Annotated in this window: 26 protein-coding genes; 15 read left to right on the top strand and 11 right to left on the bottom strand. The window is 52.7% G+C overall.

All coding sequences use genetic code 11. The annotated features are described in order from the left end of the window. The 7 genes from KK062_RS23060 to KK062_RS23030 form a co-directional block, all read left to right on the top strand. Window positions 1-850: 6-phosphofructokinase (locus KK062_RS23060; protein ID WP_254086723.1), on the top strand; the 850-nt coding region annotated here is incomplete at its 5' end. 17 nt (window positions 851-867) lie between these two features. Then, complete coding sequence (map, locus tag KK062_RS23055) at window positions 868-1,641, top strand: type I methionyl aminopeptidase (protein ID WP_254086722.1); 774 nt, start codon at window positions 868-870, stop codon at window positions 1,639-1,641. A 274-nt stretch (window positions 1,642-1,915) separates the two neighbouring features. Continuing rightward, complete coding sequence (locus KK062_RS23050; RefSeq protein WP_254086721.1) at window positions 1,916-3,100, top strand: phosphoglycerate kinase; 1,185 nt, start codon at window positions 1,916-1,918, stop codon at window positions 3,098-3,100. 451 nt (window positions 3,101-3,551) lie between these two features. Next, window positions 3,552-4,019 carry a hypothetical protein gene (locus tag KK062_RS23045; RefSeq protein WP_254086720.1) on the top strand — a complete coding sequence of 156 codons (468 nt, stop codon included), beginning with the start codon at window positions 3,552-3,554 and terminating at the stop codon, window positions 4,017-4,019. A 15-nt stretch (window positions 4,020-4,034) separates the two neighbouring features. Beyond that, on the top strand, window positions 4,035-4,478 hold the full coding sequence (locus KK062_RS23040) for a hypothetical protein (RefSeq protein WP_254086719.1): 444 nt from the start codon (window positions 4,035-4,037) through the stop codon (window positions 4,476-4,478). A gap of 85 nt (window positions 4,479-4,563) precedes the next feature. Then, window positions 4,564-4,875: an AbiEi antitoxin N-terminal domain-containing protein gene (locus KK062_RS31250; RefSeq protein ID WP_254086718.1), complete on the top strand. Its 312-nt coding sequence runs from the start codon at window positions 4,564-4,566 to the stop codon at window positions 4,873-4,875. 1,026 nt (window positions 4,876-5,901) lie between these two features. Beyond that, entirely contained in the window at window positions 5,902-6,102 is a 201-nt protein-coding gene (locus KK062_RS23030; RefSeq protein ID WP_254086717.1) for a hypothetical protein, read from the top strand. Window positions 6,103-6,171: 69 nt separating this feature from the next. Here the strand turns inward: KK062_RS23030 and KK062_RS23025 are convergent, their stop codons facing one another. Next, entirely contained in the window at window positions 6,172-6,384 is a 213-nt protein-coding gene (locus KK062_RS23025; protein ID WP_254086716.1) for a hypothetical protein, read from the bottom strand. A 253-nt stretch (window positions 6,385-6,637) separates the two neighbouring features. On the opposite strand from KK062_RS23025, the gene KK062_RS23020 reads away from it, so the two are divergent. The 3 genes from KK062_RS23020 (at window position 6,638) to KK062_RS23010 (ending at window position 9,884) form a co-directional block, all read left to right on the top strand. Next, window positions 6,638-6,790, top strand: a complete 153-nt coding sequence (locus KK062_RS23020; protein ID WP_254086715.1) for a lmo0937 family membrane protein — start codon at window positions 6,638-6,640, stop codon at window positions 6,788-6,790. A 175-nt stretch (window positions 6,791-6,965) separates the two neighbouring features. After that, the gene (gene rbp / locus KK062_RS23015; protein WP_254086714.1) at window positions 6,966-7,229 is read left to right on the top strand and encodes an RNA-binding regulator; all 264 of its coding nucleotides are present in this window, start codon (window positions 6,966-6,968) and stop codon (window positions 7,227-7,229) included. A gap of 129 nt (window positions 7,230-7,358) precedes the next feature. Continuing rightward, complete coding sequence (locus tag KK062_RS23010) at window positions 7,359-9,884, top strand: ATP-binding protein (protein WP_254086713.1); 2,526 nt, start codon at window positions 7,359-7,361, stop codon at window positions 9,882-9,884. Window positions 9,885-9,887: 3 nt separating this feature from the next. On the opposite strand, the gene KK062_RS23005 is transcribed toward KK062_RS23010, so the two are convergent. From KK062_RS23005 to KK062_RS22995, 3 genes are all read right to left on the bottom strand, one after another. Beyond that, on the bottom strand, window positions 9,888-11,246 hold the full coding sequence (locus KK062_RS23005) for a sigma-54-dependent transcriptional regulator (protein WP_254086712.1): 1,359 nt from the start codon (window positions 11,244-11,246) through the stop codon (window positions 9,888-9,890). Between the two features lie 82 nt (window positions 11,247-11,328). Continuing rightward, the gene (locus KK062_RS23000; protein ID WP_254086711.1) at window positions 11,329-11,643 is read right to left on the bottom strand and encodes a hypothetical protein; all 315 of its coding nucleotides are present in this window, start codon (window positions 11,641-11,643) and stop codon (window positions 11,329-11,331) included. Between the two features lie 193 nt (window positions 11,644-11,836). Next, entirely contained in the window at window positions 11,837-12,202 is a 366-nt protein-coding gene (locus KK062_RS22995; protein ID WP_254086710.1) for a DUF6249 domain-containing protein, read from the bottom strand. A 193-nt stretch (window positions 12,203-12,395) separates the two neighbouring features. On the opposite strand from KK062_RS22995, the gene KK062_RS22990 reads away from it, so the two are divergent. Both KK062_RS22990 and KK062_RS22985 read left to right on the top strand, forming a co-directional pair. Next, on the top strand, window positions 12,396-12,950 hold the full coding sequence (locus tag KK062_RS22990; RefSeq protein ID WP_254086709.1) for a sigma-70 family RNA polymerase sigma factor: 555 nt from the start codon (window positions 12,396-12,398) through the stop codon (window positions 12,948-12,950). 3 nt (window positions 12,951-12,953) lie between these two features. Further along, on the top strand, window positions 12,954-13,484 hold the full coding sequence (locus KK062_RS22985) for an anti-sigma factor family protein (RefSeq protein WP_254086708.1): 531 nt from the start codon (window positions 12,954-12,956) through the stop codon (window positions 13,482-13,484). Between the two features lie 12 nt (window positions 13,485-13,496). On the opposite strand, the gene KK062_RS22980 is transcribed toward KK062_RS22985, so the two are convergent. Both KK062_RS22980 and ahcY read right to left on the bottom strand, forming a co-directional pair. Continuing rightward, a complete protein-coding gene (locus KK062_RS22980; protein ID WP_254086707.1) occupies window positions 13,497-13,784 on the bottom strand; it encodes a hypothetical protein in 288 nt (95 codons plus the stop codon). 110 nt (window positions 13,785-13,894) lie between these two features. Beyond that, entirely contained in the window at window positions 13,895-15,202 is a 1,308-nt protein-coding gene (ahcY, locus tag KK062_RS22975) for an adenosylhomocysteinase (RefSeq protein ID WP_262899299.1), read from the bottom strand. A 145-nt stretch (window positions 15,203-15,347) separates the two neighbouring features. Between ahcY and KK062_RS22970 the strand changes: the two genes are divergently transcribed. Continuing rightward, entirely contained in the window at window positions 15,348-16,049 is a 702-nt protein-coding gene (locus KK062_RS22970; RefSeq protein ID WP_254086706.1) for a DsbA family oxidoreductase, read from the top strand. Here KK062_RS22970 and KK062_RS22965 read toward each other — a convergent pair whose 3' ends face one another. Further along, on the bottom strand, window positions 16,050-17,294 hold the full coding sequence (locus KK062_RS22965; protein ID WP_254086705.1) for a sialidase family protein: 1,245 nt from the start codon (window positions 17,292-17,294) through the stop codon (window positions 16,050-16,052). A gap of 131 nt (window positions 17,295-17,425) precedes the next feature. On the opposite strand from KK062_RS22965, the gene KK062_RS22960 reads away from it, so the two are divergent. Together KK062_RS22960 and KK062_RS22955 are read left to right on the top strand one after the other, a co-directional pair. After that, a complete protein-coding gene (locus KK062_RS22960; protein WP_254086704.1) occupies window positions 17,426-18,022 on the top strand; it encodes a hypothetical protein in 597 nt (198 codons plus the stop codon). 265 nt (window positions 18,023-18,287) lie between these two features. Further along, window positions 18,288-19,025: a coiled-coil domain-containing protein gene (locus KK062_RS22955; RefSeq protein WP_254086703.1), complete on the top strand. Its 738-nt coding sequence runs from the start codon at window positions 18,288-18,290 to the stop codon at window positions 19,023-19,025. A 70-nt stretch (window positions 19,026-19,095) separates the two neighbouring features. Here KK062_RS22955 and flxY read toward each other — a convergent pair whose 3' ends face one another. From flxY to KK062_RS22935, 4 genes are read right to left on the bottom strand one after another with little or no spacing between them, the layout of a single operon-like run. Further along, complete coding sequence (gene flxY / locus KK062_RS22950; protein ID WP_254086702.1) at window positions 19,096-20,403, bottom strand: flexirubin biosynthesis putative acyl-CoA ligase FlxY; 1,308 nt, start codon at window positions 20,401-20,403, stop codon at window positions 19,096-19,098. Next, window positions 20,400-20,774 (bottom strand): holo-ACP synthase, encoded by a 375-nt coding sequence (locus tag KK062_RS22945; protein WP_254086701.1) that lies wholly within the window; start codon window positions 20,772-20,774, stop codon window positions 20,400-20,402. The genes flxY and KK062_RS22945 overlap by 4 nt, the downstream gene beginning before the upstream one ends. Next, window positions 20,771-22,435 (bottom strand): C45 family autoproteolytic acyltransferase/hydrolase, encoded by a 1,665-nt coding sequence (locus KK062_RS22940; RefSeq protein WP_254086700.1) that lies wholly within the window; start codon window positions 22,433-22,435, stop codon window positions 20,771-20,773. Before KK062_RS22940 ends, KK062_RS22945 begins: the two co-directional genes overlap by 4 nt. Further along, on the bottom strand, window positions 22,428-23,927 hold the full coding sequence (locus KK062_RS22935) for a phytoene desaturase family protein (protein WP_254086699.1): 1,500 nt from the start codon (window positions 23,925-23,927) through the stop codon (window positions 22,428-22,430). The genes KK062_RS22940 and KK062_RS22935 overlap by 8 nt, the downstream gene beginning before the upstream one ends. Window positions 23,928-23,944: the final 17 nt, after the last annotated feature.

Raw genomic sequence — 23,944 nt, 5'->3', positions numbered from 1 at the left:
CTTCCCCGTGGTACAACCCGATGGCTCCGTGCAGATGGCCGACCGCTCGGACGACCTGGTGAAGCGCCTCAAGGAACTAAAGTTCGACGCCATCGTCAACATCGGCGGTGACGGTTCGCAAAAAATATCGAAGGCCCTATACGACAAGGGGCTGCCCATCATTGGCGTACCCAAGACCATCGACAACGACCTCGCCGCAACCGACGTCACATTTGGTTTCCAAACGGCCGTGCAGATTGCCACCGACAGCTTTGATAAGCTGGTAACGACCGCTGAAAGCCACCACCGCGTCATGATCATGGAAGTGATGGGCCGCGACGCCGGCTGGATCGCACTGCACACCGCCATCGCCGGCGGTGCTGAAATCTGTCTCATTCCGGAAATACCGTACGACATACACAAGCTGGTGCGTCGCCTCAACCTGCGCTATAAAAAAGGCAGGGGCTTTGCCAACATCGTCGTTGCTGAAGGCGCCAAACCCAAAGAAGGGACCATCACCTCGCGCACCGGCGACAAAGGCTCCGAGCACGTACGCCTCGGCGGCGTAGCCTACCAGCTTTCACAGCAATTGAAAGATGCAGGCTGCAAAGCGGAGATTCGCGAAACCGTACTGGGCCACGTGCAACGCGGCGGCACGCCGGTAGCCTTTGACCGTGTGCTGGCAACTTTATTTGGCGTCAAAGCGTTTGAATTAGTGCTCGCGAACGACTTCGGCAAAATGGTGTCCTTCCGCAACAACACCATCACGGCCGTAACGCTGGAAGAAGCCACGAGTAGCCACCACGTAGTCGAAAAAGACTCGTACCTGGTGCAGGCGGCCAAAGGCCTCAACATTAGCTTTGGCGATTAGACAACCGGTATACCTCTATGTCCATTACCTCACAAACAGACCTCGTCAACATCCGCAAAGCCAGCGAAGCGGTGGCCCTCACGCTGCGCCAGATGCGCGACTACGCCCGCCCCGGCATGACCACCAAGGAGCTCGACGACTACGGCGCTGCGCGCTTACAATCCTACGGTGCACGATCCGCGCCGTACCTGACGTATGGATTTCCCGGACATACCTGCATCAGCGTAAACCACGACGTAGCCCACGGTATACCTTCGAACAAGGTCGTACTTGCCGAAGGCGACCTGGTAAACATCGATGTCTCCGCGGAGCTCAACGGATATTGGGCCGACAACGGCGGCTCGTTTGTGTTAGGCCGCGATCTGCACCAACGCAGCGCATTGGTAGACGCCTCCAAAAAGATACTGCACAAAGCCATCCACAACATCCGCGGCGGCGTGCGCATTGCCGACATTGGCCGCCTGATTGAAACCGAAGCCCGCAAAGCGGGCTATACCGTGCTGCGCAACCTGGTAGGCCACGGCATCGGCCGCGCCCTGCACGAAGCACCCCACGAGATTCCCTGCTACTACGACCGCCACAACCACGAACGCTTTCGCAAGAACTCCGTCGTAGCCGTCGAGACCTTCATCTCTACTCGCGCTACGATGGCATACCAGAAAAACAACGATGGGTGGACCCTTACGACGCGCGACAAGAGCTTTGTAGCACAGCATGAACATACCATTGTTATTACCGATGGAGCCCCCATCATTCTAACAGAAGCCAACCAGGTTTGGGACAATCTGTAGGCCACTGCCCGTAATGTAACGCCATCTGGCGCAGTCTTCCGACCGAAGGGAGGGCGACTTGTGCCTACCCTGTTGCCAGTCTTCAGACTGGCGACGAGGCAGCATCGTGGGCTTTTTACACTTGAGCAGAGAATAAAAATTGCTTCATCCGAAAAAAAGCAATCGATTGTTTTACCCAGCCCATCCATTTTTAATTCCCGCACATAGCCCCTCAAAACGCAAAAATCTTAGCTTTGCTGTCCGTAAATTTTCATTAAACAACAGATACCGCCTCATGAAAACGATCAACGACATCAACTTTAACGGCAAACGCGCCCTCATTCGCGTTGACTTCAACGTACCCCTGGACAAGAGCTTTAACGTTACGGACGACAACCGCATCCGCGCTACGATCCCGACGCTGAACAAGATCCTGAAGGACGGCGGGAGCGTTATCCTGATGTCGCACCTGGGCCGCCCGAAAGAAGGTCCGGAAGAGAAATATTCACTGAAGCATGCCATCAAGAAAACAGAAGAGCTGCTGGGTCGCCCCGTAAAATTTGCAAGCGACTGCATCGGTGACGAAGCCTATAAACTGTCTGCGGCCCTGAAGCCCGGTGAAGTGCTGCTCCTCGAAAACCTGCGCTTCTACAAAGAAGAAGAAAAAGGCGATACTGCATTTGCCGAAAAACTCTCCAAACACGGCGATATCTATGTGAACGATGCCTTCGGCACTGCGCACCGCGCGCACGCCTCCACGACCATCGTAGCACAATTCTTTAAAGAAAAATGTGCGGGCCTTGTCATGGCGGCTGAGCTGGACAACGCCAAGAAAGTAATGGAGAAATCAGCGAAGCCATTTACAGCAATCATGGGCGGCGCGAAGATCTCCGACAAGATCCTCATCATCGAAAACCTGCTCGACAAGGTAGACAACCTCATCATTGGTGGCGGCATGGCTTATACCTTCTTCAAAGCGCTGGGCGGTAACATCGGCAACTCGCTGGTAGAAGCCGACAAGCTGGACCTGGCAAAAGAGCTGATCCAGAAAGCCAAGGCAAAAGGTGTAGACCTGCTCCTTCCCCTCGACTCGATCATTGCCGATAAATTTGCTGCCGACGCTAACACCGACGTGGCCAACAACAATAACATTAAAGACGGCTGGATGGGCCTCGACATCGGTCCCCAGGCAACGCAAGTATTTGCGAAAGCCATAGAAGATTCGAAGACCATCCTGTGGAACGGTCCAATGGGTGTATTCGAAATGGAAAAATTTGCGGCTGGTACCAGGACTGTTGCCGAAGCTGTCGTAAGCGCAACCAAGAAAGGCGCCTTCTCGCTGATCGGTGGTGGCGACTCGGCTGCTGCTGTTAACCAATTCGGTTTCAATGATGACGTAAGCTATGTATCGACCGGTGGCGGCGCGCTGCTGGAGTACTTTGAAGGTAAAGTACTGCCAGGCGTAAAAGCACTGGACTAAGATCATACAACGAGTATAAGAAAAGGTTCACGGCATATACCGTGAACCTTTTTTATTTGCTCTTAGGGATGCGTAGTGTCACCCGTATTGATGGTCGTCTTCCCTCCCACAGCTTGTGCGCCGTTAGCATCGGTAGCGGTCACCCGCAAGTGCAGATCGAGGTCAAGCGGCATTTGTGCAGTCTGGCGGGTGCCCGTACGTCCCTGATTTCTAAGGCAGGCAGAGTGCTGTCCCACCTTCAGCGGGACGAAGCGTGCGACGCCCTTTATGGGGAATGCTTTGGAGCCTTACATGAAATTCTTGTTAATTCTCTGCCAATAGCCGCGTTTGCCGGGTGATTTGGCGAACGTCTGTTTCGAACCCTTGGCAAGTCGGAAGAGATCGTGTATTTTTAAGTATTCCAACGAATGAAGTTCTGGAAGGGTCTAAACATTTGTAACAACGACTGACGATGAAAAATGGAATTCTGCTGCTCGTGCTGCTTTGTGTAGGATTGGTATCGTGCGATAAGAATGAGGGGAATACGCAGGTCGCGCTGAAGAGCGGAACCTATACCGGCGAGTTTAGCCGCTTCAATCCCGACGGCCGCTGCACGCCCACGCCCGTCACCCTTGTGATCCAAAACAATAGCTTTAACGGCTTCAGCGATCTTACCAATTCCCCAGCCATTGGCGCCGGCGTGTACAAGCTGACGGGCGCGGAGATCGAATTTACCGACCAACGTGTGTGGACGGACGAGTTCGACTGGACGTACGTGCTCAACGGCAAATACAAATTCAAAATGATCGGCGACGAAGTGATCATTGTGCGTATGTACGCCAACCAGACCACCGACGTGTATAAACTTCACTGGCAGGATCCAGCCACAACACTCAACTCGCGCAACACGGCCGAGACCGTACAGACCTCCGAAGAGTAAGTCTACAAATTGTCCATGATAAAATTCGTATACTTTTGCGGCAGCCTGTTGCTGCTCGCGGCATGCGGCCCGTCTGAAAAGCGTAGCGCCGTATCCGATGCCATAGAAGCCTCCACCGCACAAGAGCTTTGCTTCCAAAACATCACCGGCAACGACTCCCTGCTCGTGACGCTGGCAATCGTCGGCAACGACGTTACCGGCACCCTGCGCTGGCTGCCCGCCGAAAAAGACAAAATGACCGGCACGTTGGACGGCACCCTGCAAAACGACACCATCACGGCCGTCTACAGCTACCAGGCCGAAGGCACCAACGCCCGCGAAGAAAAGATCCTCCGCCTCACCCCCGACTCGCTGTTCATTCAGCACGGCGAGCTTGTCGATCAAAACGGCACCTGGGTGCTCAAAGACAAGCGCGCAGCAAAGTTTACCGAAGCTGCAGCGAAGACAGATTGTAAGTAAAAAGTCAGATAATCCTTAATGGAGACGAAGACGGAAATTAGCCGAATTACTGCCTGAAGGAGTGATAACGATCCCTTCCTGGCTAATGGAGCAAGGCTTTAACCGGGTTGACATCGACAACCTGGTTAAAAGTGGTGTACTTACATCCTTGCGTCATGGCGTCTATGTCCGCGGTCAGTTTCTGCCCCATTGGCACGCTATAGTCTATTCCTTGCAGGCAATCATGGATGAAAAACCCGTAGTCGGTGGGCTTACCGCTTTGGAGATACGAGGATTTGCTCAACAAGTACAGCTGCTTGTCCGCGTATTGCCGCTGATCGATACAGAAAGATGTTTTGCATTAAAAGGTGGTACAGCCATCAATCTTTCTACCGACCTCTGCCACGTTTATCGGTAGACATCGATTTGCATATAATTTTCTTTTCAGTTCTTATTCCTTTCAAAGTCCCCGGCAGTGGCAGCACGGTGCGTGTATGCTGCCAGTCTGATTTATCCACTCCCCTATCGGTATCTACGAATCTCCCATAGATGTTCCACCCCTTTAAAGGGTAAGGACATCCGTAGGTCATCCGTGGGACATGTATAGGACATCTATGTGGATCACTCGAAGTACACTGGAAGTGTCCCAGCGCTTGACCACCCACCTGTATCACTTTTGATGGGGCTTGCTTCAGAACCTGTATCAGTTTTGACATGCACGTGAACGTGCACTATACCGACGTGAACAAACGCATTGTCAAGAAAAAATGCGTGATATCGATGATGGGGTATTCGGGAAGGGCATAAAAAAAGGAGCCGTCATAAAGCTAAAAATGACGGCTCCTGGTAAGGAGTGCTGGGTTGTTCTGCTTTTTGGGTGTTCTGCGACCAGGAACGGGTCATGAAACAAAAGCATACTTCTTCTTCACAATTCACGAAAGATGATCCGTGCACCTTTCCACACGTCACTCCAAATATTTTCTTTGCCTCCGGATCGTGTGAAGATCCATCGGCCAACCGGGTACTATTCAAATTCTCCATTAGTAAGGCAAACCGCTTACCAGGAAGTTAAGCTAAGTAACGCGTACGTCAGCATAATGGTTGTAGCAATGCGCAATAAAGTTTTCATAAAATATAACCGTTATTCTTTGGTTCTTCCTTTATTCCAGAGCGCCTGTCATTGACATAACGCTGCTGCTTACCGGATTATTTTTCCAACCACGCCTAATCCTATACCGGCATTTGTGTCAACGTATAAAGAAATAATAATGCCAAAGAGCACATTTGTTTGACGAACGGCTATCTCCCCATTTATCAATGAGTTATGACCGCTAATTTCCACAGATATAGGTCATTCACCGAGTGCTTTATAATTCTTGGGAAACACACACAATGGCACAAACTTTTCTGCGTTTACGGAGGGAATCATCTGAAAGGAGAGGTTATGAATATCAAAAAACAATTCAGGAAACGGTGCTTGTTAGTCGGAACTTGCCTGGGTGTGATTGTCATCGCGCTGAACATTACGGCGGAGGATGAGCCAAAAAAAACCGTTAGCGTGGAGCCTCAATTGTTGCAAGCTAAAACGACTTACACTGCCGAACCCATGCAGCGCAATACCTTCCGGGTGAAGGGCGTTCGCTAGTCTGTATACGCGCACACGCGCATAAAAAAAGTATATACGTGGGTAACGTATATACTTTCCTATCAGTTCTTACTTGGCGTAGCGAAGGGTACCGCGCAATGTTTGAAGCTCTTTGGTAGACAGTCTTCTGCGGGGTACGAATTGACGACGCTCGCGCAAGGAAGCCTTGGCGGTAGCCGTTTCATCCTCTAGCGGGAAGAATACTTTGGCAAGAAAGTAGGCCGCCGTCATAAAGGTGCCATACGTGCCAAAAAAGATCAATACAATAGTAAATGCGTCCATAAGCCATTAGACAGTTAATACGTGTCAAGACTGGAAAATTTAATGCCATTGTTCGCAACGCCTGTAGTTCCAGGCTGTAGCGGACAATGTGTAGCAAAAATCCACACTTTTGTGCACGTTACTCCCCACTTAACACTTCTCCTCCCCAATGGCTGGAAAATGCTTCTCACCACCCCGGAGATTTTACGCCCGCCAGTGCTGGCACTTGATTTTTCAGAGCCATACCAAAGTTCCATCTCTAATACTTACGACTATGAACGACTTGTTATATGTAGTAGCGGTTATCCTGATTATCGGATGGCTCTTAGGGGCATTTGTTTTCAGTGTGGGCAGTATTATACACCTGCTGTTGGTAGTCGCTATCATTGCCGTTTTATTACGGCTTATCAGAGGACGAAGCGTTTAGCGGTTATTATAAATATCTTTTATTGGGCAGGCCCCACATTACTTTTGTGGGGCCATTTTTTCTTTTCTCAGTAACAGATAACATGCAGCGGCGACGCGCGCATGGATTTTGCTAACCGCTATGACCCATAAAGCACGCTGTGCAAAGACCCTTTGTTTTACATAACACCTGTATCATGAACATTTTTGTTGCAAAGCTTAATTTCAAGACGCGCAAAGAAGAGCTCGAAGCCGCCTTTTCCTCCTATGGCGCGGTAAGCTCGGCGAAGATCGTACGCGACAAGGAAACCGGCCGCTCCAAAGGCTATGGTTTTGTTGAAATGCCGGACGACAATGAGGCCCTGCAGGCCATTGCTTCTCTAAATGAAAAGGAGCTCGACGGGCGGGAGATCGTCGTGAAACCGGCCAACCCGAAGACGGCCGAAGCTGCACCGTATTAATTTCGATTAACCTATACGCCTCTGGCGGGAAAGTCCACGGCATTGATGCTGCTGGACTTTTTTATTTTATGACTTTTTTTGGCATATTATCTGGTTCAAACAATAATTGGAACTCCCCCAGTCTGCAGCATGGTCAACTCGCGCGACAAATCGAATCCCGTCTCCGTAAAAGGAAAGGTCCTGGCAGGCTTCTTCTTTGCCCTGATTGCCATTATGCTGGCCCTGGGCATTACGCATTTCGCATTTCGCACCATGCTGAGCACCGTCGACGAGCTGTCTGAGCCCAACGAAAAGCTTACTGCCCTCCATGCGGTGTTTCAGGAAATCACGACACTGGACCAATTACAGCGGGCCGAGGCCATCCGCAATCCGTATAAGCCTTATCGTGCATTCCTTTCACAGTCCAAAAACGTTGCGACCAAGATCGACACCATTCTGGCCATGCCGTGGGACACCGCCCAGCACGGTCGCATCAGCGAAATGAAGCAGGTGCTCAAACAACGCGACAAGCTGTTCTTCTCTTATTTGCGTCTGAAATTAAGGCTGGCGGCCAACCGCCAGTATACCGAGCGCCTCGACACGCTTGCCGTAATCCTCGATCAGGGTGGCGATACCAGCGTGGTGACCACGCAAAAGAAAACCACGACGACGTATTGGAAGGATTCTACCATTGCATCGGAGAAAGACAAAAAACCCGCTCGTTTCCGGCTCTTTGGTAAAAAGAAAAACAACGATGCAACACCTGCGACCCAGCATATGAAGGTGGAAGAAGAGCTGAGCGTGCAAGTGGACACGCTGGCCGTGGCACGTCAGAGCAACGCGCTGGAGGAAGTGGAAAAGATCATGCGGGAGCTGGACGACAACCGCGTCAGTCAAAACAGGCGATTGCAACGCCGCGAGCTGGAGCTGATCCACGCCAACAGTCTTTTCATCAACCAGCTGCTGGGCATCCTGCACGAGGTAGAGAACGAAGAGCTGCAGCAAATGCGCAAAACCAACCAACAGGCCGGCACTCTCTTCAACCAAAGTATATCGCGCATCAGCGGGTTGCTGGTGGTATTCTTCCTGGTGGCCGCACTGCTCGTATACCTCATTTGGATCGACATCAGCAAAAGCAATTATTACAAAGAGCAGCTGGAGCGCTCGCGCGACGAAGCCGAAGAGCTGGGCCAGATCAAGCAACGCTTCCTGGCCAACATGAGCCACGAGATTCGCACGCCCCTGCAGTCTATTATCGGTTTTGCCGAGCAACTACGCCAACGCCCCGGCAGCCCCGAAGCGGCCGCCGCCATTCACAGCTCCTCCGAGCACCTGCTGCACATCGTCAACGAAGTGCTGGACTATAGCCGCATTTCCTCCGGTAACTTCTCGCTGGCAGAAGAGCCGTTTACGCTACGCACGCTGGTAAACGAGGTAGAAGAGGCGATGCGTGTGCAGTCCGAGAAAAAAGGTCTCACCTTCTTGCTCGACTATGAGCAAGCGCTCGACTACCGCCTCCTCGGCGATCCGTTCCGCCTGCGGCAGATACTATACAACTTGCTGGGCAATGCCATTAAGTTCACCAATAAAGGCTTCGTACGCCTCACGGTCCGGACGGTTGAACAACCCGGCGACACAATAGCCTGTACGTTTGAAATCACCGATACAGGCATTGGCATTCGACCGGAAGACCTGAAGACCATCTTTAATCAATTCGAGCAGGCCAGCTCGTTGGTCGCCGAACAATACGGTGGCGGCTCCGGGTTGGGATTGACCATCGTAAAGTCGCTGGTGGAAGCCCAGCGCGGTACGGTGGAAGTAACCAGCGAACCGGGCATCGGCTCGACTTTCCTCGTACAGCTGGCCTTTGCGCGTACAACGCAAGCTGCACAACCTGCCGCCCATACGCCCGCACCAGGACAACTCAGTATTTTCCACGGCAAGGTATTGCTTGTCGACGACGACCCGATGATCGTGCGGCTGTGCGGCCTGATTTTCACCAACAACAATATTCCACACCAGCTTTTCGAGGAAGCCGAAAAATTGCTGGACCATACCCCCGACCCTACCGTCACACACATCCTGATGGACATCCGCATGCCGCGCATCAACGGCATCGAGCTCTGTGCCGCGCTGCGCAAGAAGTATCCGCGCAGCACGCGGTTCATTGCCCTGACGGCCCATGTCTTTGCACAAGACCGCCAAAAGCTGTTGGATGGTGGCTTCGATGTCGTCCTCTCTAAACCGTTTCACGAACACGAGCTGCTGGAAACACTCGGGCTCTCCGTCGCGCCCCAGGCCGTGTCGGAAGCGGCGAGCGCATCGGCTATGCCCCCGACAGCGCTTGACTTGTCCGTGTTAAAGCAGATGACGTTTGGGGATGAGTCGTTGTTGCAGTCTGTGTTGACTCAGTTTGTGGAAGAGACCGAGGATGATCTGCAGCGACTGGAAGCAAGTCTGCGCAACGGTGATACGGCGCTGTTACGGGAGATCATACACAAACTCGCGGGCCGCACGGGACAGATGGGAGCTACGCCCCTGAGCGTGCGACTAAGAACGTTGGAAAAGCGAATACATGATGGTGGGACCCTGCCCGTGCTGAAAGACGAGGCGATGTTGTTGCAGGGCGAAGTCGAAGAGATGATGAAGAGTGTGCGGGTGTTGAGTGATCTATAGCCGCTACTCAATCCCATACTTCTCCATCTTCAGATAGAGCGTCTTGCGATCGATATTCAAAATCCTTGCCGCCTTCGATTTATTATAGCGCGCTTCTTGCAAAGTCTTCACAATCATCTCGCGCTCCTGCACTTCTTGCAATACCTTGAGATCATAGACAGGCGCTGCCTGTGCACCGGGACTGGTGGACGGATTCTTAATCGCCGACATCATTTCTACCGGCAATGCAGCAACATCGACAATGTTTCCGGTTGTTAGTAAGACTGCGCGCTTTACCACGTTTTTCAGCTCGCGGAGGTTGCCGGGCCAGTCGTAAAGGTGAAAGATGCGAAGGACTTCATCGTCAAAGCCGGTGACGTTGCGGCCTAACTCCTGGTTGGCCGCGCCACGGAAAAAGTCGAGGAATTCGTCGAGGTCGGCGTTGCGCTCGCGCAGGGCCGGTACCTTCATCTTAAATTCGTTGAGACGATGATATAGGTCTTCGCGGAAGTGACTGTTGCGTACGCTCTCGGTCAGGTCATCGTTGGTCGCGGTGATGATGCGTACATCCACTCTGATCTCACGATTACTACCGACGGGCGTAACGATACGTTCCTGGATGGCGCGCAGCAATTTTACCTGTACTTCGTACGAGAGGTTGCCCACTTCATCGAGGAACAGGGTGCCGCCGTGGGCGGCTTCAAATTGTCCGGTCTTGTCCATGACGGCGCTCGTAAATGCACCCTTTACGTGGCCGAACAGCTCACTCGCTGCCAGCTCCTTCGAGAGGGCGCCGCAGTCGACCGCTACGAAGGGTTGCTTCGCACGCTGGCTCTTACGGTGGATGGTACGGGCTACGTTTTCTTTGCCGGTGCCGCTCTCGCCTTCGATGATGACAGACATGTCGGTCGGGGCCACCAGGCGAATATATTCGTGCAGCTGGCGCGAAGCCTGGCTCTTGCCTTCGACAAAATCATTCGTGTCGGTGGCTACGCTGCCCGTGCTGGCAACAGCGAGCTTCTTCTCCTTCTTGAGCGCCTGCTTGACGATCATCAACAGCTCCTCGGGGTTAACCGGTTTGGTGATGTATTCGTGCGCACCGTCTTTAATGGCTTTTACCGCTGTGCGAATGTCTGAAAAGCCGGTCATGATCACGACCGGTGTATGTTGTGATGCCTTTTTTATCTCATACAGAATGTCCAGGCCATTGCTGTCGGGCAGGCGGTAGTCGAGTAACACCATATCAAACGTGCGTGCTGCAAACGCCTTTAAGCCGTCTTTGCCACGATGACTGGTCTCTACCGAATAGCCATGCTTCGCCAGAAAGCCCTCCAGGATCCGTGAAAAGGTCAGATCATCTTCAATCACTAATATTGCCGCCATACGTGCCGAAAATAAAAAAGAAAGCCGGAATATCTTCCAGCTTTCTCTGCTAATTAAATGATGGTTGTTGGCTTGTTGATAATTAGCTTATTTTCTTGCCTTCTTTGTCGAATTTAATCGTCTTGGTTTCGGCACCATTTTTCAGCTCTACTTCAAAAGTATCAGCTGTTTTGTGATGGTATGCAGAGTTGATCAGCCAGCCGCGGTATTCTTCACCTTCCAGGGCAGTCTTCACTGTCTGGGGAAGCTCTTCAGCCTTGATCTTTACTTTATCGTCTTGCGGCGCAGTTTGTTCTGTTGGTGTTGATACTGCAGCATTGCTAGGTTGTGCTGCTTGAGCGTTGGCTGCTACTACACTAAATACTAAACCGCCGAGGGCGAACATTACTTTTTTCATGACCTTAAGTTTATTAGTGAAACAATAATTTCGATTCTGTTTACACTATATACAATGTTGTGCCACGACGATCAAAGTTTCCCCAAAAATCTGATTATCAAAATCTTACATCAAAGCCAGGAAGATTCTGCAAACGATTTTCTGTTGAATAAGTCTACAGTGTGGGAGTTAACAGCCCACTCTCCTACACTTCTCACAGCTCGCTACGCTTCTTAGCTTCTCTTCGCTCCCGCTTTTTCTCGTCGATCACATAGGCCACTACTAATCCAATGCCACCAAAGATAAAGAGTGCCGCGAAGTAGCCGACTTCTTCCATGTTGGCTACGTGATCTAAAAAATCACCCACGAGTAGTCCGATGCCACCACCGATCATGACCAGGGCAATATGGAGCGCCGTGGAAGATGCACGGTCAGGGGCCCACAATTCCTTCAAGTCTTTGCCCCGCTCAATAAGCGCCATGCGCTCGATGTTGAGGTTCTTTCGGAGGTATAGAACGATGATGATGCCGCCAATGACGGCGATAATCACCATCGAAAGTGCCAGAATGCCTTCTACCATATCTTTTGTCTTTTTAAGTTTGGCCCTATGACACCGGCGTGTTGATGCAGGTTACTGGAATATGTTATTTTTTTGAAATAACAACGTTGCCCGCCAGTCGTTATCTCGACCCGCCAGGTGCGTCGTTTATTTTTGTCGTAACTTCCTTTTGCCTGTAACCTCTGTTGCAAACACCGCGTCCAAGACGCCAAATATGATCACTGATCCGGACCACGTTTTGCTTGACCGTATCCTGGCGGGCGACCAGCAGGTGTATGCTGTGCTCGTGGACAAGTATCAGGCGTATGCCTATACCATTGCCTGGAAGGTGCTGCAGAGCTCGGCGGAGGCGGAAGAGGCGGCGCAGGATTCGTTTGTGAAGGCGTATCGGCACCTGGCTTCGTTTAACCGGCAGTCGAAGTTTTCGACGTGGTTGTATCGCATCGTGTTTAATACCGCCCTGGGATACCGGCGCAAGAACCGGCCCACGTATTATACCATGAACGGTCATCCTGCCGTGCCCGCGGCGGCAGAGGGCACGTTGGAAAAGATGGACAAACACAAATACGTCACGCTGGCCATGGAGCGGCTCAACGAAGCCGACCGCACCGCACTGACATTATTTTATCTGCAGGAGTTTTCGCTGGAAGAAATCGCGGCGATTACCGATCTTCCCGCCAACACCCTAAAGGTGCGGATACACCGGGCCAGGCTCCGCCTGGCGGAAGAGCTCAGAACTCTCTTACAACAGGAAGCGTTAACGCTTTAGACCATGAAAAAGAAAGACACATCTGCCCTGAATGACGCCCTGAGCCGCTACCTCGACGGAACGCTGGACGAGGCTGAAAAAGCCTGGCTGGAAGACCTGCAAGCGCAGGATGCCGGCGTGAAGCAGCGCGTGGAAGATCTTGATACCATACACCAGGTGTTGCTGGCAGAAGGTGTTATGCGCCCCTTGCCGCCATTCACCCAACGCGTTATGGCAGCGCTGGAACCGATGCCTCAGGCTTCGCTCCTGCCGGTGCGCCGTGTGTGGCGAAGTGCCGCATTGCTAACAGGTGTGCTGGCCGTTACAGGTATTATAATTACATGGCTGTCGTCAGACATGTTTGCCGGCGTGACGGTGCAACAGGTGGGTGTGCCCTATGCCGATCAATGGAACCTGCCACACTGGTCGTTTGCCGTGAAAGAAAAATGGTTGTTGTATCCGATCATTGCCATCAACATGGTGCTGGGCTGGATCCTGTTAGATCGGGCTATTCTCAAGCCCCTCTTTCAGCACCGGCGTCTGCACCAGGGATAGCGATGGGTGTGATTAATTGCCGGTCTCGGGCTTCGGCTCAGGACACTCAATCTTCCAGTCTTTGGAAAGCGCGATCGTACCGGCCTTTGCTTTTTCAATGATCTCCTCTGTCTTCTTGCTGTACTTGCAGCCAATGTCTACGTAGCGGAACCTGGCGCCGTCTATTTTAAAATTAAAGTGGCAGGTGTTTGACGCCTTGTGTGTTTTCATGCAAACAAACTCGACGTTTTCCTGGTGGCGTGATGTAAAGCCTGTCTGCAGAATGCAAACAAAGAGAAGGGTGTAAACAATCCATTTCATATCCGTTAAAGATACAAATACGATCGCCGGAAAAGAAAGCGCCTTCCCAACGAGGCAGGAAGGCGCTTTGAAGGTGAGCCGGCGGCCGTCAGGCCACGTGTTCCGCCAGATTAATAGCGGTAGTAATCGGGCTTGAACGGACCTTTTACTTCTACACCGATATACTTGGCCTGGTCGGCAGAAAGCGTCTCCAGCTCTACACCGATCTTCTTCAAGTGCAGGTTGGCTACTTTCTCATCCAGGTGCTTCGGCAGCATGTATACTTTGTTCTCGTAGTTCTTCGTGTTGGTCCACAGCTCGAGCTGGGCCAGCGTTTGGTTCGTGAACGAGTTCGACATTACGAACGAAGGGTGACCGGTCGCACAACCCAGGTTTACCAGGCGGCCTTCGGCTAACAAGATTACCTGACGGCCGTTCTTCAACGTGTACAGGTCTACTTGCGGCTTCACTTCGTCTTTCGACGCGTTCTTGTTCAACCAGGCTACGTCGATCTCGTTGTCGAAGTGACCGATGTTACAGACGATCGCCTTGTCTTTCATCGACTCGAAGTGACGGCCCAGCACGATACCGAAGTTACCGGTAGCGGTGACGATGATGTCGGCTTCTTTTACGGCGTCGTCCATTCTTTTCACGGCATAACCGTCCATAGCGGCTTGCAGTGCGCAGATAGGGTCGATTTCGGTTACAATCACGCGTGCACCGGCACCGCGCAGGGAGGCAGCAGAGCCTTTTCCTACATCGCCGTAGCCCGCTACAACGGCTACCTTACCAGCCATCATCACGTCTGTCGCACGGCGGATAGCGTCTACCAACGATTCTTTACAGCCGTATTTGTTGTCAAACTTCGACTTCGTTACCGAGTCGTTGATGTTGATTGCCGGCAGCGGCAGTTTGCCGTTGTGCATACGCTCGATGAGGCGGTGTACACCGGTAGTAGTCTCTTCGGAAATACCTCTGATACCAGCTACCAGTTCCGGGAAACGGTCCAGCACCATGTTGGTCAGGTCACCGCCGTCGTCCAGGATCATGTTCAGGGGTTTACCATCTTTGAAGGCGTAGAGCGTTTGCTCGATACACCAGTCGAATTCCTGCTCGTTCATGCCTTTCCAGGCATATACAGGAATACCCGCCGCAGCAATGGCCGATGCAGCATGGTCTTGCGTCGAAAAAATATTACAAGATGACCATGAAACCTCAGCGCCAAGCTCGATCAGTGTTTCGATGAGCACGGCCGTCTGAATTGTCATGTGAAGGCAACCTGCTATGCGGGCGCCGCTCAGGGGCTTCTGCTTGCCGAACTCCTCGCGGATGGCCATCAAGCCGGGCATTTCGGCTTCCGCCAACTTAATTTCTTTACGTCCCCACGCTGCCAGGGAAAGGTCTTTAACCTTAAATTTGAGTTTTTCGTCTACGGTCATTTTTATGATGATTTTCTTAACTGGGAAACACAAAAGTAATATAAAGGTTTGAAAAGTCATTGTGCATAAAGGCATTAGCGATCAGAACTTATGCCCTGAACCATTCTGCATACCTGGCTGTTAACCAAGCAAAACGGAGAAAACGATGAATAAGCCAAAAATAAAAGTTGATATCGTGTCGGATGTGGTATGTCCCTGGTGTTACATCGGCAAACGCAGATTAGAAAAAGCCATTGGCAAGCTTGCCTCCGAATACGATTTCGAGCTCGAGTATCATCCGTTTGAGCTCAATCCGCAGATGCCCGAAACCGGTGCCAACCAGCGAGCCTACCTCGCCGCCAAGTTTGGCAGTGACGAACGCTACGAGCAGATTACCGGCCAGACCACCCAAACGGCGGCCACGGAAGGCCTGGCCTTCGCTTTTGATAAACAACAGGTTTCGCCCAATACACGCAAGGCGCATGTTCTCATCCAGCAGGCCAGAACCGCCGGCAAGCAACTGGAAGTGACCGAAGGCTTTTTTAAAGCCTATTTTGTCGAGGGTATAGACCTGTCCAAGGACGAGAACCTGGTTTCCGTAGCCGTGCAGGCCGGCCTGCCGAAGGCCCTGGCAGAAGAGGCACTGGCCGATGAAAGCGCGCCGCTGCAGGTGTCGCTGGCCGAACAGGAAATGTATAAGCTGGGCATTACGGGCGTACCCTTCTATATTATCAATAACCGCTACGGCGTGTCTGGCGCCCAGGCCGCTGACACCTTCGTCGAAGCCTTCCGCGAGGTTGTCCAGTCACACGCGGCCGACGTCACCAGTGGCGGCGAAGCCTGCGACGTCGACGGCGGGAACTGTTAATTATTTCGTTGCGATTTGCTTAACGCCCAGGGCATCCTGGGTAGTGGTGGCCGTGAACACCGCCGGCTTGCCGTCCAGGTCTTGTACCCATACGGCGGCAATAATGCCTTTTTGTACAGCCAGGCCGGTGTAACCACGTTCCGGCAAGGCGGTCTCTCCCAGAAAGGATTCCGTACTGATCTTCTTATTATGGAAGTTATTGCCCCCGTCGTCCGACCAGGCCAGGTATACCGCTGTCGCAAGCCCCTCTCCTTCCGATTCACGCCGATCAAAATAAAGCACATAGATGACACCTGTCGTGGGATCTACCGCCATGGCGGGTTGGTATTGCTGGCCGGCAGCGTCATCGTTGATGCGCTGCGGCGAGGTCCAGTTGTCACCATAGTTGGTGGAACGTATAAACCATATGTCCGCATCGTCCTTGCCGCTGCGCGTGTCTGCCCATGACATGTATAGACTGCCCATGCGAGGGCCTTTGGCGCGGTCTACTAGCAGCGTTGGCTCGCTATAGAACGGCTCGGCTTTCAGGCGGGTGATCGTAATATCATTGGAGAGCCACATCGACCCATCAAAAGAGCGGTCCATAAAAATGGTTTGCCCGGTAAGCCACGCCACATAGGACTTGCCGTCGGCTGCGATGGCTGCCAACGAGCCGCTCGCGGCACGTCGCACGTCGTTGCATCGGCCCGGAGTCTGTGATATCTCCTTTGGCGTACTCCATTTTTTTCCGTTGGAAGATTTCGTCATCCAGATACTGGAGCGACAAGCGTCATCTTCGCTGGGGTACGCATCAAATTGTGTATACGTCAGGTATAGTGACCCTTTAGCATCTGCTGTTACACCTACCCGCTCATTTCGTTTGTTTGCACCCATGGGTACAGATGTAGCCGGCTCCCAAATCTGACCATCGCGGGACGTGAAGCAGCTGGTAATACCGGGGCCGTTGGTTTGAAAGTAATAAAAGGTGCCATGACCGTCGGATAGCAACTGCGTGTCGCCTTGCTCACCCACCGCCGGTACATTGCCGGTTTGTTTCCAGCTGTTCCCACCGTCCATAGTATAATAGACAGAGCCTGGCGAGGTCGCCACGACGATATTCTGTGGGTTCTTTGGGTGAATGGCCACCGACGCTTGCCACGACGCGGCCGGTGCGGTCGTGAGCGGAAGGGCGGTAGGCTTTTGCTGACCGGCAGCAGGAAGGCTTATGCTGGCCAGCAGCAGTAAACCGAGGAAATGGGTGTGCATAAGTCTATCAGGTCGGTTACGCGATGCGCGTTAAAAATACGACACTCGCGCAAAACACACACAAACATGTGGTAACTAGATATCCCCTTCCCTCGTTTTTTTCACTCGAACCCTTAATTCATCAAAAGACCATGATTAAAAAAACATTCACTGCCGTGCTATTGGCTGTGTCGGTAACCGGCTATGCCCAGAAAATCAAAGTGCTGGAAGGAAGCCTGGCGCCCCTGAAAGGTCAAAAATCCATCATGACCGAATTTACCTATGACAACATGACTATCGGCAAAGATGGGTTGCCCGAGCAGGAGTATCTCACCAAACGCAAAGGCGAGCTGAATGAGAAAGAAGCCGGCCGTGGCGACACCTTTACGCAGAAATGGGTGGATAACCGCTCGGAGCGTTATGCGCCAAAGTTCCGCGAGCTGTTTACCGAACATGCGAAGCTCACCTCCAGCGTTGATGAGAAAGCAGCGTATACCTTAATCTTCCACACCACACGCACCGAACCTGGATGGAATGTCGGCGTAATGCGTGTGCCTGCTTTTATTGACGGAGAAGTTACAATTGTGGAAACAGCCCATAAGGATAAGGTGATTGCCCGTATCTCGGCGCTGAAAGCCCCTGGCCGGGATGTCTGGGGAGCAGACTTTGATCCCGGCGCAAGGTTGCAGGAAGCTTATGCGAAAAGCGGCAAAGAGTTAGGCGAGCTAATCGCAAAGGAGACCAGGTAGCCACATACATGTTGTAACCCGCAATTCTTCGATAACAACACACAAGGTCAGGCCATTAGCCTGACCTTCTTTTTTCACATCCTACCCCAACGTGAGGAGTTTTTCCCCAAGAATCAGAAAGTTGGCAATTAACACTTCCAACCGTTTACAGCTATTAGCATCATTATAACGCCCATTTTAGCGCCTAAACCGCACTTTGCTGCTTCCCCGCCAAAGGTCAGCACGAGTTTGTATATACCCGGTCAGAACTTAAACAATTATGGCTATGATCAAAAGATTAATTTTCGCGCTGCCCATCATCGGCATGCTGTGGAGCTGTGATACAAAAGAGAAGCAGGCTTTACGCTCAGAAGTAGATTCACTCCGTACTGAGCTTCAAATGAGCCAGCAAACCGCTCAAACACTGGAAGAAGTGGGTGTATTGATTGACTCCATCGATGCCAATCGGCAGTTGCTCCGTACGGATGTAATTGAAGGCACATCGTACAAAGACTATAAAGGTCGCCTTCAAAGCATCAATCAACACATTCAGGAGACACAAAACAAGATTGCCGAGTTGGAAAAATCTGTAAAGACCAACAAAGCATCCTCTGCGACCATCAAGCGTCTGAGAGTCGATCTGGAAAAGAGCACACAACAAATTGCTGCTCTTGAGCAAGAGGTAGAAAGAATGCGTGGTGAAAACCAAGACCTGGCGATGACCGTCAGCAGACGTGACTCGACCCTGGCAACGCGTGATGAAACCATCAAAATGCGTGAGCAAGATGTTACGAACCTCGAAACGAAGGTCGTAGAGATCAACACCCAGGCGAACAAGACTCAGGCCGACATGTACTACGCACAAGCTACTGCGCTTGAGACTGCAGCACAACGTACCAAGTTCGCTCCTCGCAAGAAAAAAGAAACTCAGCGTGAAGCACTGGAGTTGTACAAACTCTCCTTGTCACTTGGCAAAACAGAAGCACAAAATAAAATTGACGAGTTAGAAAAAGCCGTCAGTTAATAAAGTACCAACTCAGGTAGGTTAGATAGAGTTAAGGTGATGCCCGGACGGGGTGTCACCTTTTCCTTTTTTAGTCCGATCCGTTTCGGTGATCCAGGAAGCGGCGCACTTTACGATCCAGTTTACCAAACTGCAGTTGTTCCAATTCCACCGCGCTCACAAACCTGATCTCGGGCACTACCCGTAACGTTGCCTGGAACATCGCCGGCAGTCGTTGCCTCGTCTCCTCCTGCTGCGCCTCTTTCACCAGCACATGCAGCCGCAGCTCATCGGTGCCAAGCGCACCCGTTACAACTTCCACCACGTAGTCTTGTACCGCCGGAACCTGATTCAGTAGTTCAAAGATCCCCGGGGGATAGATCGTCGTTCCCTTCAGTTTAATCATTTGTTGTCTGCGGCCTACAATCGGTCCCAGGCGCAACGTTGTACGTCCACACGAACAAGGCGCTGTATGGGCTGCTGCCAGATCGCCCGTGCGATAACGTACCAGCGGCATTCCTTCCACGCCCAGCGTGGTGATCGTTACTTCTCCCGGGATGCCTTCGGGCACAGGTTGCCCGGCGTCGTCGAGAATTTCAACCAGGAGCAATTCCGGATGATGGTGCCCGCCTTGCCCGGCACGGCACTCGGTAAAGGCCGTTTGCATTTCCGTCGACGCATAGGTGCTGTATAGCGCCACATCCCATACGTCCCGAATCTTTTGTCCGATTACACCCAGCGCGAAAGAGGCCGTACGCAGGCTTTCGCCGATGCAGATGACCTTTCTGACAGATGTTTTCGCCGGGTCGATGCCGTGAGCTTGTGCATATTCCAGTAGCTTGACCACGAACGATGGCACGCCTACTAATACCGTGGGGCGTATACGCTCGATCGTTTCCCATTGCATGGCGGGCAGTCCCGGGCCCACGCGTACGACGGCGGCGCCAAGCTGGCGAATGCCTTCGTAGTAGGCTATGCCCGCCATGAACTGGCGGTCGAGTGTCAGCATCAGTTGATAGGTATCCGCGGGCGTGCCGTCGGCACAGCAAAACGATATATACTCGTTGTAGGCCAGGCGTGTGCGGTCCGCCGCCGTCAGTGCCAGCGTAACGGGCTTGCCCAGGGTGCCGGAGGTGCTGGTATATTCTGCAATGGCACTGCGAGGCACGCAGAGAAAATCCCAATTGTAATGTTGCAGGTCGTCTTTCGACGTGCGCGGCAGCTGTGCCAGATCTTCCAAATGCCGGATGCCGCCCGCATCTATACCGTGCGTGGCGAACAGCCGCTGGTAGAACGGCGAATGCTGCGCTACGTAGACCATCAGCTGTTGCAGCCGCGTTTCTTGTACAGCGCGAATTTCCTGCGCGGAACGAAATTCGATTTCAGGGATCTGGCTCATTGTTCGAGTATAACCATGGCACACGCCATTGCCCCGACGTGCGAAAGGGATACATGTATCTTATTCCAGCCGTGCTCCGCCGCCTGCCGCCGGAAGTCCCCCTGCAGCTGTACGACGGGCTTGCCCGACGGCTCTTGTACAATCTCGATGTCGCACAAATCCAACCCTGCCTGCAGTCCGCGACCGGTGGCTTTCAGGAATGCCTCCTTGGCCGCAAAGCGCGCAGCATAGTGCTGGTATTTGTGATGTTGCGCTTCGCAGAAGGCACGCTCGGCCGGCGAGAACACCTTTTCGGTAAAGCCGTTATTACGCGCGACCTTCTCTTCTACCCGCGCTACTTCAATGATGTCTATGCCGGTGCCGAGGATCATAGCATCTTTTCTTTACACCGTTGCAGGTTCTTTTCCATGTGCTCGCGCTCCTGTACTGTAGCAGTTTCCAGTGTTAGCCCCTTTTCATAAAAGTGCGCCGCCTGCTCGTATTGCTCACGCTCGAGACATTGATCGCCGGCCAGCATGTAGGCATGATACGATAGTGGATTCCAGCGCACCACGCTGTCCGGATCTAAGTCCGTGCGGGGCGCAAAAGGAAAGCGATAGCGATGAAACTTGACATAGTCGCGGTAGTCCTGCGTCAGCAGAAAGGAATCTGCGGGTATTGTCAGGGCTTCCTCGTAAAGCTCTTCGTTGCGCGTGGGGTGCTGTGCAAAGACCTTCTTCAGATCATAGCACACAAACTTGCCAAGCTGCCACGGCGCCGTGGAAATCCACACACGCTGCTGCGCGGGTTCGAAGATGACGGCGTGGTGCGCCACCAGCTGGTTGACAAGTTTTTCATTGCCCATTCCAATGGATTTATTATCCAGTCCACGTTGGTCCCGCAGAATGTCCGCGGTACGTTGTACCGTATTCGGCCCGGACGCCTTTTGTACTAACAGCTCCTCTACACGCGCGAAGCGGTAGGGCGACGCGCTGGTGCGCATGTGTTCTTCATTCAGCTCGGTACGGCCGAGCTTCTCGCCGAGAAAATGGTTGGTGCTGATGATATACTCGCGGTCGGGCTCGTACAGGTCCATGGCATCGGGCGTCTTTTCAATAAGTGCCGCACGATTGTCTTGTGCCGAACCGATCAGGAACGACTCTGACACGAACATCTTGCGGCGCGCCGCCAGCGAATACGCCTCGGCTATCGTAGACGCATACTGCAAGATCTCGCGCGCCACCAGTGATACCGGTGTGGCGGCGCCGCCGGGTACGTCGGACTTTGCCGCGTTGATCGTTACCGTCAGGCCGGCATCGTTCATGCCCGATACAACGCCCGTCATACCACCAAAGGTCAGCATCATAAACTTATGCCCTTTCTCGGGGGCATAGAACGCCACGATCTTGTCGCGGGCAAATTCATCGCCTACATAAAAGTCAAAGTTGCGGCCGACGATCAACGTACTATCGGCCGACTGGCGCCCCCAGGTGGCAAACGCCGTACATCCTACCAGCGACATATTCTGCAACGCGTGGCCGATGTCGTGGGCACCGTGGTAGTTCAGAATACGTTGGTACGCCGGCGCTATAGTGTCGTGCGCGGAAGACGCTGCCTGCGATACACCATAGATCTCTTGTTGATATTCTTCGGGCACAAAGCGCTCGAGGTCGCGGTTAAACCAGCCCACCATGTATTTTAACATACCGAGGTAAAAACCGTTGGGCACAAACTTGTTGATCTGCCCGGTAAAGACGTCCTCCTGGTATTGCACCAGGGCTTGTGTGAGCCGGCCGTTGGCAACGCCACGCTCATACGGCGTTCCTTCTACATAGAGCTCGTATAGTCCACTCTCGCTTCGGCGGAACCAGTTCTTGCCCAGGGTATACAACCCCGGGTCGGGTTGCTGGATGGGGGCTGTGGCGAGCGGTGTGGGCACGACTACCGGTGGCTCTGTACGCGCCACCTGCCGTACATATAGCAGCAATCCGGCCAGCAACAGCAGCAGGATGCCAAACGTCCACGCCAGAAACTTGAGGATGCGTTTAAGCATGTTTGATCTTTTCTATCATGTAATCCATTCCGAGCACCTCGGCGCAAGTCACCACCGCGCTCACCGTTACGCCCAGCACGCCGTGCAGGTTCAGGTTCTGGCCCGTCAACAGCAGGTTGGGAATTTTCGTTCGCGGCGAGATGAAGGTACGCATCGGCTCACGGTAATCCTTTACAATGCCGTACAGCGAACCATCGTCCGTGCCGATGTAGTCGCGCACCGACAACGGCGTGGCGACGTAGTAGGACTGCACGCAGTCGCGGAAGCCTGGGAATTTGCGCTCGACGCATTCAAACAGCTTCTCGGCTTTCTCACGCTTAAAGGCTTCGTAGTCTTCGCCCCGGCTTACTTCGTTTGCAACCGTGTTGAAGGTATGCTCCCACTGCTTTACTTCGTCAAAGCGCATATAGGTCATCAGGCTCAGACCCTCGGCCCACTCTTCGCTTCTGGAAGAGGCGGCCACGAACATGGCATAGCCGCGCGGCCAGTTGTCTTCATTGTAATCCTGTACCGCCCACGTGTCCTTCTCATGGAAGTAATAGTAGTTGTGGTTCATGTACGGAAACGTATTTTTCTTGAGCACCACGTTCAAATAAAATACCGAAATGGAGTTCTCCAGGCCTTTGAGACGCGTCTTATACGCCTTCTTGATCATATCGCTTTCGGTCATCTCGATGGTTTTGACCGGGTGCACGTTGGAGATGAACAGATTGCCGTAATACTTCTCACCCTCGCTGGTTTCGGCATACCGCAAGCTTCCTCCTTCCTCTTTTAGCCTGATCACCTGTTGACGTTTTTTAATCACGCCACCACGGGAAATGATCTCGTGCGCCAGGTGTTTGCCGATTTGCGAGCCACCGTCTACAAACCGCCAGGAGCTTTCGATGTAGCTATTCAACACAAGCGCGTGCACATACAGCGGCGTTTTATCGGGCTCGCCGGCATAGAGCAGACTGGTACCCGCCAGCACGTTTTGCAACCGTATGTTTTTTGTGATACTCTGTAAAAAGGTCTGCGTATCAATTTCCAGCACGCTTACCTTCTCGAAATAATCGCCGTTGCGCAGGTTATACATCGGAAACTTGCTGCAAATGTCCTTAATGGCATCACAGTATTTCCGCAGCGCCTCCTCTTCTTCGGGAAAGTCTTTTGCCAGCGTCTGGATAAAGTTCTCATACCCTTGCGCGTATTTATATACCTTGGGGTCGTCGCCAAACACCACATTGTCGAATTCCGTGTCCATCTTTCGCATCTTGAGCTTGTCAAGAATGCCCAGGTATTGAAAAAGCTGGTATAGGTTCTGGCCCTTGTCGAGGCCACCGACGTAATGCACGCCCGAATCGAAGATCACCCGCTCGCGCACAAAGGTCTGGAGCGTGCCGCCGATCTGTTTGTTCTTTTCGAGGATACACACCTTGTAGCCTTCCTTGGCCAGGATGGCGCCACAGGCAAGTCCGCCCAGTCCGCTTCCGATGATCACTACGTCGTACATCTATCTTTGAGGGTCAA

The organism is Dawidia cretensis (assembly GCF_018598175.1).
GTDB classification, from domain to species: Bacteria; Bacteroidota; Bacteroidia; order Cytophagales; family Cyclobacteriaceae; genus Ohtaekwangia; species Ohtaekwangia cretensis.
The sequence above is the reverse complement of the archived record's forward strand: the minus strand, read 5'-3'. Positions and strand labels throughout refer to the sequence as shown.